This is a genomic window from Cohaesibacter sp. ES.047, from assembly GCF_900215505.1.
Taxonomy (GTDB): domain Bacteria; phylum Pseudomonadota; class Alphaproteobacteria; order Rhizobiales; family Cohaesibacteraceae; genus Cohaesibacter.
The window spans coordinates 1,998,406-2,014,053 of record NZ_LT907844.1 but is presented as its reverse complement, the minus strand read 5'-3'; the positions used below and the strand labels follow the sequence as shown (position 1 = coordinate 2,014,053).

9 protein-coding genes, 1 pseudogene and 2 CRISPR repeat arrays are annotated in these 15,648 nt (G+C 50.1%); of the genes and pseudogenes, 5 read left to right on the top strand and 5 right to left on the bottom strand.

The genetic code is table 11. The features are described from left to right. Positions 1-55: 55 nt before the first annotated feature. Positions 56-307: direct repeats of the CRISPR family, unit length 37 nt; unit sequence GTCTCAGTCCCCTTCCTTGCGGGGTATCGGCCACTCC. A 290-nt stretch (positions 308-597) separates the two neighbouring features. Genes CPH65_RS23830 through CPH65_RS09155 form a run of 4 tightly spaced genes read right to left on the bottom strand, consistent with a single transcriptional unit; the run spans position 598 to position 7,135 of the window. Beyond that, the gene (locus tag CPH65_RS23830) at positions 598-2,700 is read right to left on the bottom strand and encodes a hypothetical protein (RefSeq protein ID WP_157747590.1); all 2,103 of its coding nucleotides are present in this window, start codon (positions 2,698-2,700) and stop codon (positions 598-600) included. Beyond that, positions 2,693-4,078: an RAMP superfamily CRISPR-associated protein gene (locus tag CPH65_RS09165; protein WP_096173201.1), complete on the bottom strand. Its 1,386-nt coding sequence runs from the start codon at positions 4,076-4,078 to the stop codon at positions 2,693-2,695. Before CPH65_RS09165 ends, CPH65_RS23830 begins: the two co-directional genes overlap by 8 nt. Then, positions 4,075-5,838 carry an RAMP superfamily CRISPR-associated protein gene (locus CPH65_RS09160; protein ID WP_096173200.1) on the bottom strand — a complete coding sequence of 588 codons (1,764 nt, stop codon included), beginning with the start codon at positions 5,836-5,838 and terminating at the stop codon, positions 4,075-4,077. The genes CPH65_RS09165 and CPH65_RS09160 overlap by 4 nt, the downstream gene beginning before the upstream one ends. Position 5,839: 1 nt before the next feature. Beyond that, on the bottom strand, positions 5,840-7,135 hold the full coding sequence (locus CPH65_RS09155) for a hypothetical protein (RefSeq protein ID WP_157747588.1): 1,296 nt from the start codon (positions 7,133-7,135) through the stop codon (positions 5,840-5,842). Positions 7,136-7,529: 394 nt separating this feature from the next. Beyond that, positions 7,530-8,144: a CRISPR direct-repeat array (repeat unit 37 nt; unit sequence GTTTCAGTCCCCTTCCTTACGGGGTAACGGCCATCTC). A gap of 213 nt (positions 8,145-8,357) precedes the next feature. On the opposite strand from CPH65_RS09155, the gene cas1 reads away from it, so the two are divergent. From cas1 to CPH65_RS23825, 5 genes are all read left to right on the top strand, one after another. Further along, complete coding sequence (gene cas1, locus CPH65_RS09150; RefSeq protein ID WP_096173198.1) at positions 8,358-10,280, top strand: CRISPR-associated endonuclease Cas1; 1,923 nt, start codon at positions 8,358-8,360, stop codon at positions 10,278-10,280. A 10-nt stretch (positions 10,281-10,290) separates the two neighbouring features. After that, a complete protein-coding gene (gene cas2, locus CPH65_RS09145; RefSeq protein ID WP_096173197.1) occupies positions 10,291-10,578 on the top strand; it encodes a CRISPR-associated endonuclease Cas2 in 288 nt (95 codons plus the stop codon). Positions 10,579-10,640: 62 nt separating this feature from the next. Beyond that, positions 10,641-11,522, top strand: coding sequence for a hypothetical protein (locus CPH65_RS09140; protein WP_157747587.1), 882 nt, complete (start codon positions 10,641-10,643; stop codon positions 11,520-11,522). A gap of 294 nt (positions 11,523-11,816) precedes the next feature. Next, positions 11,817-14,027: a hypothetical protein gene (locus tag CPH65_RS09135; protein WP_096173195.1), complete on the top strand. Its 2,211-nt coding sequence runs from the start codon at positions 11,817-11,819 to the stop codon at positions 14,025-14,027. Positions 14,028-14,211: 184 nt separating this feature from the next. Further along, complete coding sequence (locus tag CPH65_RS23825) at positions 14,212-14,964, top strand: hypothetical protein (RefSeq protein ID WP_157747586.1); 753 nt, start codon at positions 14,212-14,214, stop codon at positions 14,962-14,964. Between the two features lie 50 nt (positions 14,965-15,014). Here the strand turns inward: CPH65_RS23825 and CPH65_RS24515 are convergent. After that, a pseudogene (locus tag CPH65_RS24515) lies at positions 15,015-15,425 on the bottom strand (IS5 family transposase); the annotation flags it as partial. Positions 15,426-15,648 lie beyond the last annotated feature (223 nt).

Sequence of the window (15,648 nt, the reverse complement as noted above, 5' to 3'; positions counted from 1 at the left end):
GACCCCTTATATTTGACGGACAATGTGTTTGAAGCGATTGCTTCCGCACCCATGCGTCTCAGTCCCCTTCCTTGCGGGGTATCGGCCACTCCGTGACTGTCTGATCACCCGCTTGCCCGCCATCGTATGTCTCAGTCCCCTTCCTTGCGGGGTATCGGCCACTCCCTGTGTGGCCAAAGTAGGGGGCGAAAAGCCCTCGTCTCAGTCCCCTTCCTTGCGGGGTATCGGCCACTCCTCCATCAAGCCAACCAGCAAAACCATATCATTCAGGTCTCAGTCCCCTTCCTTGCGGGGTATCGGCCACTCCCGACCACCTAGATATTCCTGAAATTACTCATAATAATCAAGGCCAATCCATTAACCTGGCTGCATTTAGCCACTCCAAATTCAATTTTTGAGTACAATTTCAAAAGTCTCCCTGTTTTATCTCTTATTTTCAATATCTTAAATCATTCCACAAACCTAATGCCAGAAAAAGTCATGCTTTATTAGCGCGTTTTGAAGACGTCCGGCTCAGAGGATTTGAATAAAATGCCCAAGCCATTGTTTTGAAGCGCATCCTTATCCGAAAACCATACACACTTTTCGGGATACGCTCTAACTCAAATCAAGAGGGCTCGAAAGTGGATAAGGGCCACTCATTGTTCCATCTTGGCTTCCAGAAACATCCCTCCAGTTCTTGAAATCCGGTAACTCGCCCGTATCCAATTTATGCTGGCCCGCCATCGTATCACCAACACTCGGGTTGGCCATTGCTTCCAGCATTTTGATGGAAGGATGATCAGCATGCGCAGGAAGATCCCGAACCTCCATCTGTTTGTTCATCCAGTCACGGAAGTGCCCGATCCATTGAGAAACACTGGAGTTGTTTCCAATAGCAGCCTCGTCATCGGGGGAGTGAACCAAATCGCACTTTGCGATAGTCACTCGGGGCGAAATAGCACCATGCCCCATCCCTTTGGCCCTTCCGAGCTGATGCCAAAGAGACCCATCCTCAACACCAAAGGTCAGAGCATACAGTAACGCGCCAAATTCCACCGGATGGAAATTGTGAACTCTGATCTGGCCTGTAAAAATGGTACCCTTGGGCAAAAACCGCACATTTGTCTCGGTATTCTCGTTGCCATTGCCTCCAGGAAATGCAGGAGCTTCTGCGCTGCGAACAACGGTACGCTTTCTCCCAGCAGGCACAGCCGCCTCACTGGAATAGCTTACGGTACGATCACTGCCCAAAATCCCATCTGCAACAGCATCTCCATGTCGCAGATAGAATGGCCAGAAACTTTCGCGCGGCTGACCAAAAACACCTCTCCTGGATGCAGATTCCGGCCTTGTATTTTCCGGGGCAAACGCAAAGCCGATGGCAACCCGGCCACGCTGTGCATCTTCTCTCCTCGTCCCATCGGCACGTTTACCAGGCTTTGCCCTTTCAGGACTATCATTTGCGCCATCAACTTCACCAAACATGGCGCGCGCAAAATCCCACCCATCCTCTTCCGACATCCGTGGCAAGTGATAACCATTGGCTTCAGAATAGAGACGTCCAGCAACATCACCAACCGAATATCCGTGTGGCACGCGCATAACTCTCGAAAGAGAAAACCAGAATGATTGCAGCCCCGGGGCCGGTGGATCATCAGGATCAATATTCTCCAGATTGGCTATGTCCCCTTTCCAGAAAACCGGAATTCCGAGTTTTTCCTCCCTCATGCAATCCGGAATTGCTTCCTCGTCACTGCTGGCCTTAAACCCTTTGAACTCATCCTGCCACCCTTTTGCAAGCAACCATGTGCGCCAAGCTCCGCGTGGGTTTCCCCCATCTCGGGCATATTCCGAATGCATGCCATGAAACACATCCATCCAGGCATCCGGAATGAGGTAACCTGTAATGCCGGGTCCAGGGAAAAGAGCTTCGTTCTTTTTGGGTGTCCCTTCTTCCGCTCTAGGGTTAGAGGTTCTTGTTGCCTCTTGACGATAAGGACCTGTACAAATAACGTACATATCCTTGATTGGATGCGTACTAGACTGAAAAGTCCTCGATGAACCGGGAGCATCTCTCGTCAGGCAAGCACGAGGCAATCCTTTACCCTCCTTTTCCAGCGCATAAAAATACTTGTTTGGCCGCATTTGATAGACTGGTGGTAGCTGCGCATATTTCTCTGCAACGGACATACTTGTCTGCCAAGTCGAGAAATCAACTCTATTCTGTTCAGACAATGTATTAAGAAGGCTATCGATAGGAACCAAGACAAAGCGAGCGTCCCTATGCCGCACAGGATAGATCCTCCACCTTCCTCCTTCCCGCTTTAGCCAACCTGCCTTGACTTCTCCCACCTTAACCGAGTGATAGTCACCCATACCGGCAAAATCCCGCACACCATGGTGATGGCTGGAATTGATACGGCCCAGATGCGAGAAGGTTGCTATCTCCACAGCAGATCGCAACATGCCCCGCAGGCTGGTTCCAGGCAAACAATAGCGCTTCCCAATCTTCAAGGGTCTCACCTCTGAAGAAGTATCCTCCTTCGCACCGACACATATTGGGGTTTTTGCTGTCCACTCGACATCAATCACAGCGGAAAGACTGCCTTCCGCCAATGGTTTGTCAAAACGTATATCTTCACGTTTAACTGGAGCCGCCTGAACATAACCCGGTTCAATCGGAATAAATCGATAAGGTGCCGTAGCCATATCAGCCATTCTCCTTCATTGCGGCCAAGTCGGTCGTTTCCACGTTGAACCAGCCAAATCCGCGATTGGTTGCATGACCAAGCATCAGCACATCCCCCTGGAGGCCCTCAAGCAGCAGCATGAAGAGCTTCCGATCTTCCCTGGTTGGATATTCCACTCCATCGGGCGAAGTGCGCTTTTCCAATAAAAGCGAGACATCCAGCTCGACACCGACAAAAACCTCGTGCTCAAAAAGCGTTGAGTCCAACACCGAGCCAGAAAACCGATCAATGGCAATAGAGGTCAAACTACCTTTCTCTTGCGCACCGGCACTTTCAGGTTGAGAGAAGCGAACAAGACCACGCCAGCCTCCAACTCCGAAAAGCCTCTCAACCGATGTTAGTTCGACAGGGCTGGTCCATTCAGAAGATTTGCGAAATCTCCTGTCACCACCATAACCCTCACACTCGGAAAGAAATGCAGCACGCGCGCGCAACGCACCAACCAAAGAGTGGATATGGAGAACTGGCGTCTTATCATTGCGTTTAAGGGCTTTGATGCAGTTTTTGGCTGTATTTTCGCCCTTGCGTCGAGCCGGGTCGACCGAGAGAAACGGGCCATCGCAAAATAGCTTGAGATTAATCCTCTCTTGCCCTTTGCCCTGCGGCTGGATCGTCAACGTCCCTTTTGGAACCATTTCCTCAACTACGCCTGTAGCTGGCAAAAACCGGGTCTGCTTCAACAAGACTTGTTCCTTGTTCTTGGAAAAGCGAAATGCTCCAAGGCCATGCTTTATTCCCGAGCCAATGCTGAGACCATCGCGTGTTGCGAAGGGAGCGAGCAAAACCGCAAGTCCATCTCTTGCTTCATCCAAAGTACCGAACCAGACACCTTCAATCTCAAAGACAGCACCTGCTGGCAGCATTTCCTGATTAAAAAGCTTCATATGCTCAGCAGTACCGGTTTCGCGAGAAATGGCAACATGAGTGGCAATCCAAGTCTGCTCTTTCATTTCCCAATAAGGCAACCCTACCGCAACGCTATCATCTGTTCCTTTTAGCTTGCCAGCATAAAGGGCGAACGTCCCCATTGCCCCTTCGTCACCTTCCTTGATCGCACCAAAAAAGCCTTCCAGCTCACCTTTAGCCATTTGCAATTCATGCTGTTTCCGCAGTGCACCCTTGAGCGAGGTTGAGGGCAAGCATGGCGAACCATCATAAGCACGAACAATTGTCGCAACCCGCGTTTCCAATTTTCCGCCGTCAACATCCGTGCTCAGATTTTCCATCAAGGGCCGCAGCTCGGCCAGGGCTTTGTCCTTGCCATCTCCAATATGGCAATCACTGGCAAGTTCAAGCTCGAATGAAAAGCGAATATATTCCAATAGCATGTTCATCGCCCCACTCATTTAGCCGAACTCATCCGGACTTCGCCAAAACCATTCTCCGGCACAAAAGGATTGCCTTGCCAATGCTTGCGAGCAGTATCAAACCCTGCAGGAACAGGGAGGCCACACGAGACAAAGCTTTCCAACGCAACCTCGCATCCCTCGGGAACAACGAAGCGGAACACCGACCCAGCATTTGTCACCAACCAAGGATAGTAGCCATCGTCTGTGGGTGCGTATCGTGCCGAGAGATATCCACCCAGACGCCGTTGAGAGGCATAGAATTTAAGGTTCAGATCCTCGTCGGAGAAAACTATTGAATTTCCTGTACGATCACGCAGAGCACCGGCCAAATAAGCTTGGTATTGTAATCGAAGCTGCTCTTCAGCTGGCTCATCGCCAAAAGCGAAAAGATCATTCGGCGTATGCAAACACGCATCGGTCTCGAGAACCATGATCACCTCGCCAGAAATCCTGTCAGAAATCGGCTCGACAGGCTGTATAGAAAGACTAGCGGATACGCGTGTCTTGCCAATACCCAAAAGCCGACCCGGTAACGCCCGTAAAAGCTCGGCAAACTCATCATCATTCAGAGCCCCCTTGGAAATTCGCCCCTTCCAGACAAAATCTTTGGGCTCGACCGCTGCGAAAGTGAATAATTTCCCGGTATCAGCAGTCCCGCTGTCGTTGATTGCCGTATGCGTGCGCACATGATAGCTGGCATCGAACGAACGTGGATAGCTCTGGCTTCTTAGTTCAAAAGGCTTGGAACCTTCCTTCCAGTCCATTGCGAAGGAAATCATTTCACCATCTTCCGCCCAATCGCTCGGTGAAACATCAATGGCATCTAGAAGTTCGCCCATAGTTTCCAAATAATAAAGCGAAAGCGGAGGTGTCATCGGTCTGGTTTCATCTTCTCTGGCAGGGCGAAGCTCTGCCATCACACAGCCTGCCAAACTCTGATATAAAGAACTATCTGTCTCATTGGCTCCTGTAGATTGCGCGATCGCGGCCTTGAGGACAGATCCCGGCACATCAGGCGAACCGGTAAAAAGATTGGTGTTCCAACGACCAGAGGAAACAAGGAAGGGGGCATCGAAGACCAGCACGACCTCTGCCGCGCCAGCTCTGACTATTTGAGCGATCACACCCTCGTCTACTGCATACTCCGTTTTTGTTTCAACACCATTTTCGAGCAGAATGCGCTCAATTTTGCCAAAACCTGCACTTTTGTGAGCCCCTATCGCAGGTGTCAGTATGAGTGCTTTGCGCACCCAATCTGCCATCTCGTCTTCATCACCATCCTTCGTCTGAATTTCAATATATCCAGAGAAGTCAATAGTCTCTCCAACAGCTATCGGCTGTTCAAGCACTTGAAGACTGCCGTGAGAAACTGCTCCGGTAAACCCATCGACAGCAACACGTGTCATAGCTGATGAACGGTCTTCTCGTCCCTCAATGACAAGGTCGGAAAATTCTATTTCTCCATACCTTGGCTCCCAGGCACTTGAGTTGCTTTCAAATGCTTCATCAGCATTTTCCCCTGCTGTGGCCGAGACTTGCCCGAAAAGGCGGTCAGCCTTCTCTTCAGGCAGTCTGTCACTCTTTGCAGCCATGGCCCGCATGACATGGCGCACGACCCCTCGAATTTGCGAACCAGGTATTATGATCCTGCCCTCATGATTTCGCAGAAACGGCGCATCAACACCATGAGCAATGGCTTCGATCCCGGCGATCATCAGAGGGCCTGTCACGGAAATAGTAAGATTATAGCACTTCATTTCACCCAATCTCCGTCTCTAGCTCACTGGATACCATGAAAGGGCGCATGAGATCCCATGTCTCAGCAATCCGAACTAGGCCAACGAAGGGAGCTCCGGCGGAGACACCGAAAGCCGGATCAAGGAGCGCGGCTTTTAGGGCCATGACAACATCTTCACCATTTTCGCCTCTACTACGGTCTACCGCAGTTTGCAGCAATTCTTCCAGATTACTTGCCTCTCCGGCCAGTTGTCCAGGCAACCCTTGGGAGCGCGCTTCAGAGATCAGATTATACAGTTGGCTTCGCGGCAATCCGGTTGATGGATCCGTAATCCGCCGATAGCTATCGATAATACTACGAAGGCCCGAAGCACCCTCAACCACGAAGGCAGAAGCATCTGAAGTCTGGTAGAGTTTTTGACGAAACCCGCGAATACCACCCACGTGAGGCTCAATGCTCTCAATAAGCTGAATTGAAAGCATATTTTCCGGTTTGCCTTCCTTTGCGCGCTGATAGGCCTTGATCTCGTCGACGATGTCGTCCGCCATCGCGACAGCTCGTGTGATCGGCATCTTGTGATGGCAAACAAGGACACCAATCGCACTGGTCATCGTCTCACCGCGAAACGCCCAGTGCTCTCCTTCCATGTCATCTGCCAGAATGGGCAATATTTCGGCCAGTTTCCAAGCAGGAAGGACGAAACGGGCTTCGTCTCCTCCCCACATAAGGATTTCGAAACGAAGACGTCTGCCATCACAATACATGCGACTGTCATTTTCCAGATTATCAAGAATCCGATCCAGAAACAGCGCGCGGGCTTTGGTAACAGCTTCTGAAAACGCCCTGACGGCATCACCACCACCGTGCTGATCATTACGGATCGCCCGCTCGCGAATTGCTGTAAATTTGTTACCATCAAAATAGACAACTGCCATCTTACCCTTCAGGGAGGGAGAAAGGCCCGGCGGAGGATCATTCACCAGATCGGCAAAACTGTCAGCATATTCCAGATTGCGATCCGTACGCACTCCGATTTGCCTGTAGATTTCTTGCCTCAATTCACGTCCAAGTATCTGACGAGAATACACACTGGAAGAAACAATCAGTTTCTTGCCACCCTTGGAAAGAGACATACTCCCCGGTCGGGTGCCATCTACCATGCAAGGTCGCCGAAAAGACTGTGCCGGTGGCTCACCTTTGTCGATGGTCAGGTTCATCAGCTGACGTTCACGAATCTTGCCAATGGCATATCGGCTCGCCGCCAGATATCCGCTTTCATAGGGAACAACCGCGCACAACAGGGTCAGATGCGGCAAAATGGCGACCAATTGGGGTTCCATATTGGCAACATCCTCTTGGCCACTGGCCAGAGATATCAGGCGCGCCTCGACCTGCCGTTCGTCAACATTTTCTGCTACGTTCAATATGGCTTCAGCTTGCGACGCTCCGGCAAAAACCAACGCCAAGGCTCCCATATCCAAGGCACCCAGAAGTCTTTCCGGAACCAGAAGATTGGCAAAGCCCCCACCACGAATGACTGAAAGATCGTCTGTATCAACTATAGACGAGGCCAGATTAACAGCCTCAACACGAACAAGGAATCTCCTCACGCGACCACTCCCCAAGATTGCACCGAAAAAGAGTGCAATACAGGCAGGAAGAGATCAAGCGACATATTGTCTCTCGCACCAAAAGCAAAGCGATCGATCTGAAATAGTCCCCTTCCTTACGGGGTAACGGCCATCTCCGAAAGCAACGTTGATGCGGTGCTGATTGCACTGGGTTTCAGTCCCCTTCCTTACGGGGTAACGGCCATCTCTGCCCCTTCGCTGGCAGCCGACCTGCCGCAGTTGCCGCGTTTCAGTCCCCTTCCTTACGGGGTAACGGCCATCTCCCGCGGAGAAGGCTTTGCCTTTGGCGGATTCGTCCGTTTCAGTCCCCTTCCTTACGGGGTAACGGCCATCTCGCAAAGAAAATGCCGTTGTTATCGAACGCCTGTGTTTCAGTCCCCTTCCTTACGGGGTAACGGCCATCTCTCCACGATGAAGACAGCTCCGTAGGCCCTATGGAGTTTCAGTCCCCTTCCTTACGGGGTAACGGCCATCTCCCAACGGCGGTGTCGCTGGTACATCGTTCGTGAGTTTCAGTCCCCTTCCTTACGGGGTAAAGGCCATCTCTCGGAGCAAATCCTCCGAAATATGGTTATGGCAACCATGAGTTTCAGTCCCCTTCCTTACGGGGTAACGGCCATCTCTTGACGGGGCAACCCAAGCCCTTTGGGCGCACATGTTTCAGTCCCCTTCCTTACGGGGTAACGGCCATCTCCGACCCGCTAAGCTTTGCTGAAATCACTCGATAAAATCAAGCTATTTCCATAGACTGGCATGAATTGCGTCCGCCACAACAAGCTATTTTTTAAAATTCCATCAAATAGAGTGATTTTATCCATATTTTTCAGCATATTATTAGTTTCCACAGAGGTTTCAGGCAAAACTAGGAAATTGCCACTTTCCACATGACTAAATCGAGGATAGTCCCATGTCCCGCAAACTCAAAGGTCTTTTCTACACCATTGCAGAAGCATCCGCGCTGACAATGGCCTTTGCCCGAGTGAAGGAAAACGGAGGGGCACCGGGTACAGACCATGTGACGATTGAACGATTTGAGAAACGCCTACGTCATGAAATCGGAAATCTTGTCGAAGAATTGCTGGAAAGCCGTTACCAGCCCCGCATAGCCAGACCTGTCAAGATTCCGAAGAAGAGTGGAGGAACTCGACAGCTTATGATCCCTGCGATACGCGACCGTGTTGTCCAAACCGCCGCTTCGCAACTTCTTGTACCCGGCTTCGAGCCAATATTCGAGGAATCAAGTTTTGGATACCGTCCAGGTCGATCCGTAGACCAGGCGATCTGGAAAGTTGACAAATATAGACGCGAGGGGCTGCGTTGGGCTGTAGATGCCGACATCAAGTCCTATTTTGACAATGTTTCGCATGAACAACTGATTTTGCGGCTCAACGAACACGTAAATGACGAGCGTTTTACTGACCTGGTGAGCCTTTGGCTGGAAACCTATGGCGACAATGGGAAAGGCCTACCGCAAGGTTCGCCAATTTCCCCCGTCTTGGCCAATCTGTTTCTCGATCCGCTCGACGAGGCATTCAAACATGGCAAATCACGCATTGTTCGCTATGCGGATGATTTCGTCCTGCTGGCGCCAACACGGGATTTGGCAGAGGAGGCAAGAGAAAAGGCCTCAAAGTTACTCGGCAAGCAAGGCTTGAAGCTGCATCCTGAAAAGACACGTATCGTTTCCTTCGATCAGGGGTTTCGATTTCTAGGTTGCGAGTTCGTGCGTTCAATCGTTATTGAAGATCCATGGGACGAGGGCGAAAATCCGACCTATGCTCCCGCTGAACTGGATGAAAGTAAGGACCGCACAGGCCGTTCAATCCCTTCACGTCGAACGCTTTACCTTGCCAGCCCCGGCACCCGCCTATCACTTGGTACGGGTGATTGTCTTGAAGTTTCTCAAGCAGAACGCCCGAGACTGCGGCTAAGGCCGGAAATGCTTGACCGGTTGGAAATATATCCCGATGTTGAAGTCGACATGTCAGCACTGCGCACGATATTGGAAACACGGGTTCCTGTTGCATTCATGAATGCAGGGGGAGACATTTCAGGGATGGCCGGGCCACGCGTAGGCATCAATGCGAAGCTCCATCTGGAACAAGCAAAGGCCTCGTTGGAAGAACAGCGTCGCTTCAAGATAGCAAAAGCAATTGTGTCTGCCAGAATTCATAATCAGCGCGCGTTGTTAAGGCGATTGAACCGCTCGAAAAACGATTTGAGCGTTGTACGGACGTGCGAAGAAATAAACCGGGTTTTACGCAAACTTCCCAAAGATGGGGCCACATCAACACTGATGGCCTATGAGGCCCGGTCAGCCAAGCTATACTGGGACGTACTGGGGCAAATGCTGCCTGAAACCTGGATATTTCTCCGCAGGCGCAGACGCCCTCCGGAGACGCCATTTGACGCCCTTCTGTCCTTTCTTTCCGTCATACTCACCAACGACATTGAAGGTGCTGTATTGCGAGCGGGTCTTCATCCTGGCTTTGCCGTGCTTCATTCAGTAAAAAATGGCAATGCAGCATGTGCGACTGACCTGGTTGAAGAATTTCGTGGACCAGTCGCAGAGGCTTGTGCAGTAACTTTGGCGGCCCAACGCGCAATCAAACCTGAAGGTTTTGAGAAAGGCCATAATGGTTTTCATATTTCTTCTCCGACCCGTGAGGCGATCATTCGAGGCTATGAACGTTGGCTATCCAGATCAATAAAAGACCCTAAAACATCCACCAGTATTCCTTGGCGCCAACTGATATTGCGACAAGCAAAACGATATGCAAAAGCGCTTCTAACCCAGCAAAGTTACAAACCCTATCGAATGGATTATTGAGAGGTGTCATATGCCCCGAACAATCATGTTTACCGTTTTTGCGTATGATATCAGCGACAACAAGCTCCGCCGCAAGGTCGCAGGCGTTCTGGAAGATAGTGCGGTTCGCGTACAAAACTCGGTCTTCGAAGCATGGATGAGCGAAAAACAAGCGAACCGCCTTATCAAAAAAATTGAAAAGCTTCTGGTTGCAGGTGACAGCTTACGCGTCTACGTTGTTGGACAGTCAGGTTTATCCCGATGCCACACATTCGGGGGACCTGCCATAACAGGTAGCCCTTCCTTTCTAATCATATAAATCAAAAAATGAGCCCGCCAACTTACGATTTCTTCAATAACACGGCTTCGAGCGCAACCGGAATGGACATTCGCACGTTCGTAAGCTCCAATCTGGTATCTGCCAGCCCCTCGGAGTTAGCCGAAAATTTTTGCTGGGCCACAATATCATTACTGATTGAAGGAGACTTCGAAAGTATTGGTGGATATGACATCGCGCGCAGGGTGCGTGGAGCTCTTTGGCCGACTCTCACGAAAAATGCCTGCCATCTGGCTCGCGAAGGCAAGCCCTGCCGCCATGGTCCGATCTGTCTTCTAGATCTCCTGTGGAACGAAATAGGCCGTCTCCCTCGTGGCCGTGAAATCCCGAAACCGTGGGTATTGCGCGCCTTCCGTCAACCAGTTGGCGCAGGCCGTCCACGTGCCATCGTCCAATTGGTGCTTTTCGGGCTCGCATCCTCCTATTGTCAACTAATCGCAAATTTGCTGATTTCAATATTTGAGAATGGCGTCGGCCATTGGGACAAACCCTGGCGCCTGCTAGACCATGAAATCATTCGTGATGAAGGACTGGAAATCCAGGAATTGGGCAACGGGCTTTCTCTTCGCTTGCTTAGCCCGCTGAAACTACGCTCCGAGGATCGAACCATGAGCAACCTGATACCTGGATTGATTGACCGGATTGAGGGGCTTGGACGTTGGCATGGTGTCAAGCTGGAGTGCGATTTCGGTGCGCTACGCAACATTGCCCGTTCCATCGAGATCATTGGAGACAGAACGTCACAGCACTCGTGGGCTCGGCGATCTTCCCGATCCGGAACCACTATTCCAATGAATGATACACGCGGACTTATCAAGCTTCGTGGTGATTTGGAACCGCTAGCACCTTTTATCAGTCTCCTTCCGGTCGTCCACGCAGGTAAAGACACGCGCCACGGACACGGTTGGATCAGCCTGGTACATTAAAGCTATCAAGAAACACAACTCGAATATCCCCACACCATGTATGTCACGATGCCCAAGTCGTTGTTTTAACGCATATGCTTAATCGAAGACCGTACCCACATCTCAAGGATACACCGTAGATATCAGGAAGCAAACAATTCCATTGGAATGACGACTGATGACTGATAACTGGGGCAAATCCTATGGACAAAGCGATATTTCATTTTTTCTGAATTCCCAACATATCTTGCTTGCAATCTCGAGCGCAGCACACGACGATACCCACATCTGGAAATTGCATACTGGGGATGCCGAATGGACAGAAAGACCTGGGCCGAAAGCCAACTGTTGGGGTTGAACGAGAATAACAATAACTATCAGCCAGACAAGTGGAGCCAGAACCGCGGCATCTCTGTGCGCACCTTCAGGCAGATCCTGATCTGGCCCCTATTCGTCGAACTGGACAGGCAGGCTTTGAAAAATGAAAAAGCCGTCCACGAGGATGATCTGCCCCAGAGCCTTGCTGGGCTTATGAGCAAAATCGCTCAGGAATTGCAATCGCCAAAAGACAAAAGCGCTTCTTCTTTCTCCAGCGCGTGGAGGAAAGAAGAAGATCTTTTGGAACATATTGAGAAGAGGTCAGAAGAATCTGCCGCTCAAACAGCAGAAACAAACAATGAAGCTGAAAACAAGCGCCGCAAAGCAGATTGCATCAAACATGAAAATGACAAGTATGCCGAATTTGTCTTTTTCCATGAAGTAATTCAGGATTTTCTCTATCAAAGACGCCCGATCTCTTCGACAAATCGCCCGAATAGAGACGCAGTTTCTCGATTACATTTGTTCAAGCGCGACGACATCACGCAGCTTAAGGTAAAGCTTGCGCATGATGAGGGAAAAGGGCTAGAAATTACTCTGGATGTAGACCGCTGCAATCTCTATTTGGCCTCAACCGGCATCGTACTTTTGGCGCTAGAGGTTAGCTGGAATGAGGGAAGCAAAAATTCGCCTCCCGTCTTGTCGCTTGCAGATGTTGAGTCCCTGACAGATCAGTTGCGACGTTGCTATAGCCCCTTTGTCCATTTACCATTTAAACTTAGTAGCAAGGCCGATGAGGAAGAGAGCTACAGATCAGGCCTTTGTCCTGAACAAGTGGACTTGATTTTCTCACCGTCCCGGACACCTATCTTGAAACAGCCAAAGCAGCGTCTCGCAGTCATAGAGGAGCGACGGCAGGCCTTGGACGATTCGGGCAAACATAAGCGCTCACCCCAATTATTCCCACACTGGCAAGAATTGATCGCCCCCTTCAACCCCGTCAATGTCAGTCAATCAGACCAGGCATATATGACCACAATTGGCAAGGGCATGCCTTTCACCTGCCGACATATCATGGATGAGCGCATCCCCATAATGACGTTTCTATCGCTGTCAAAACAGAATTGTGATGGGCCATCTTGCTTGTCAACGGTCAGCCGGGGCGACTGGGTAAGATTATGCTTTGCGGATGGCTCTGGCGCTGATCCCATGCCTTACAACCCCTTGTTCCTAAGAGACTTCGAAGAAAAACACTGTTACGATCGTTTTTTCCTGTCCCCAGCAACCCCCGACAAAGCTGTTCGATTGATGTTCGCAAGCTATGCCTTTACGACAGTGGGAGCCGGTGACTATTTTGACAATATCCTTCAAGAGCATTTCCGAAGGCACTATTTTCAAATGAGTCTATTGGCCTATTTGGAGCATTCAACTTTGCTTGGCTTTTCCAAACGACTGACCAATGTGGTTGCCAGCTATGAGGAAGATCGGAACGACAAAAGACCAGATCCGAAAGTGGAACAGCAATTCCACCGGGCAATCAGCGACTTAAAAAGAGAATTCTTGCTGTACACACATCAATACAGATTTACCGGCATTTCCAATCAGGTACAGCCCATTGAAATGTATAATCAGTGGCGGGAAGTTATCGGACTTAACTCACTGTATGAAGATGTAAAGCAGGAGCTGGATACCGCTACCGATTTCCTTCTGGCTATAGACCAGCAACAACAGACCGATTCTGCCGCAAACCTCAATGTGCTTGCGTCGTTGGGCCTAGCCGCCAGTCTCATTTTCAGCTTCCTTGGTATGAACATCCTGTTTCAGAAAAATCCGATTAATCCTTTCTGGAATGACAATAGCACTTTCGGTTCTCAGAGTTTTTCTTCTGCAATTTGGGTAGACCTCTTTTACGGAGCAATAGCCTTTCTCGTTATCAGCGGAATAATTTACGCTGTGCTTTACCGGCTGGTCGGCTCTTCGGGCAGGACCATTCAAGAGAGATTTACATCTAGAGCATTGAAATACGGGATTATTATTAGCCTCTTTGCTGCTATATTTCTTGGATTATGGATAAAATATCCAATTTCACCTTCCTGTGAAGACTCCCCTTCCCCGCAGAGCAGAACACAGAACTGTTCCCAACTTCTGCACACAGCGGATTCAGACAGGAAAAGAGATATACGACCCAAAGAGAACCGTCATGATTAGGCCATTCGTAAGTAGTTCCACTTTGCTGAAGACCACCAATCTGATAGCTATGATAGCCTTACAGTAAAGTTTTCCGCGTCGGCATGAGAATTTGTAAGTATCAATTATGGCCAAACGAAAATCCCCGTCACCAGCCCCTACTTCACCCCGTTATCACTTTTTTCTTGGTGGACAGGACCTTGAAATGGTTGAGATTGCTCATTTGCTCGAGACGGATGCCCGATTTCCGACTCGTAATGACTCACTGCCATGGGGGGCCTCAGCCAGTCACTATCTGGATGAAATTAATGCAGTTCTCGTATCTGGAGACATCCCTGTTACTGTAGAACTTCGTGACGATCTGAATCAATATCAACTGCCGGGATATGGGCACATAATTTGGGTCGATCATCACAATGATCGTTCAGGCCACAATCAAGAAACAGCACTCGAGCAGATTTTCACTTTACTGAAATGGCCTGAAGAGGCTTGGACGCGCAGATTAGCTCTGGTCGCGGCGAATGATAAAGCTCATATCAAAGGAATGGTTGAGCTTGATGCGACAGAAGAAGAACTCAATCAAATTCGCTGTGAAGATCGACGAGCACAAGGTGTTACCGAAGCGGATGAAAAGCAAGCCAAACAGGATTTGCGCAACGCCAATATCGCAAGCAACTGCCTATTAGTCGAAACCTCGCTAGACTCCTCAACAGCCATTGCAGATCTCTTTTCTCTCGACCTAGAGCCGAACAAAGCCTCGAATCTGCTTGTTCTTATGCCTAACAAATCAGCGTTCTTCGGAGAAGGCCTAATCGTTGTTGAGTTGGCAAAAGCCATTGAAGGATCTTGGTATGGCGGAAACCTCCCAGAAATTGGCTTTTGGGGAAGTTACGAAACCAACAAGACTCGCTTGCTAAATATAGTAGAAGGCGCGGCTTCTCTACGCCATCTGGAGTAGCCAAAGCGTACAGCCAAGTCTCGTCGACTATAACTACCGAGAGCGCTGCGGGGACGGCCAATGACATCGGTCAGAATGTGGATTTTGGTGGTATGGCCCCCCCCCCGCGACGGCCCGACCGCCTGATTTTTCGCCCCTTTTCCGCCATGGGCAGAACGGTGAGCCTTGACATAGGTGCTACCGATAGCGGTGCTTTTGGTCACTGCACCTTAAATCGCCAGAGCCTCAACAAGGTCAACCCAGAACCGTTTGTGCGACCACCTGTTGAACCGGTTATAGATCGTTGTTGAGGGGCCATAGTCTGCTGGGCAGTCGCACCAACGGCAGCCCACTTTCAAAACAAGGATGATGCCAGAAATTACCCGGCGATCATCGACACGGCAGGCACCTCCTTTGTCGTTCGGCAAAAGTGGCTCAATCACAGCCCATTGCGAATCCGACAACCGAAACAGATGTCCCATTCAAGCCTCCAATCCGTTGATTGAGCCGATTGAATCTGATTTGCCTCAATAGTTCAATGGTATCGATGGGTTTTGACCCTAGGGCTTAGTGACACGAATATTCTCCTTAAGAACATATGCTATTCAGCTAGGAGGCTTTTCACACCTGTGCGGGTGAAGGTCTACCTAGAATCATTCCGAAACCAGCACCATCTCCAGGCCGAAGTTCTGATACCTCTTAGCG

What these genes read in the sequence shown, in the direction of transcription:
- CPH65_RS23830 (WP_157747590.1), bottom strand. Translation starts at nt 2,700, where the DNA reads ATGGCTGATATGGCTACGGCACCTTATCGATTTATTCCGATTGAACCG.
- CPH65_RS09160 (WP_096173200.1), bottom strand. Translation starts at nt 5,838, where the DNA reads ATGAAGTGCTATAATCTTACTATTTCCGTGACAGGCCCTCTGATGATC.
- cas1 (WP_096173198.1), top strand. Translation starts at nt 8,358, where the DNA reads ATGTCCCGCAAACTCAAAGGTCTTTTCTACACCATTGCAGAAGCATCC.
- CPH65_RS23825 (WP_157747586.1), top strand. Translation starts at nt 14,212, where the DNA reads ATGGTTGAGATTGCTCATTTGCTCGAGACGGATGCCCGATTTCCGACT.
- cas2 (WP_096173197.1), top strand. Translation starts at nt 10,291, where the DNA reads ATGCCCCGAACAATCATGTTTACCGTTTTTGCGTATGATATCAGCGAC.
- CPH65_RS09140 (WP_157747587.1), top strand. Translation starts at nt 10,641, where the DNA reads ATGGACATTCGCACGTTCGTAAGCTCCAATCTGGTATCTGCCAGCCCC.
- CPH65_RS09135 (WP_096173195.1), top strand. Translation starts at nt 11,817, where the DNA reads ATGGACAGAAAGACCTGGGCCGAAAGCCAACTGTTGGGGTTGAACGAG.
- CPH65_RS09165 (WP_096173201.1), bottom strand. Translation starts at nt 4,078, where the DNA reads ATGAGTGGGGCGATGAACATGCTATTGGAATATATTCGCTTTTCATTC.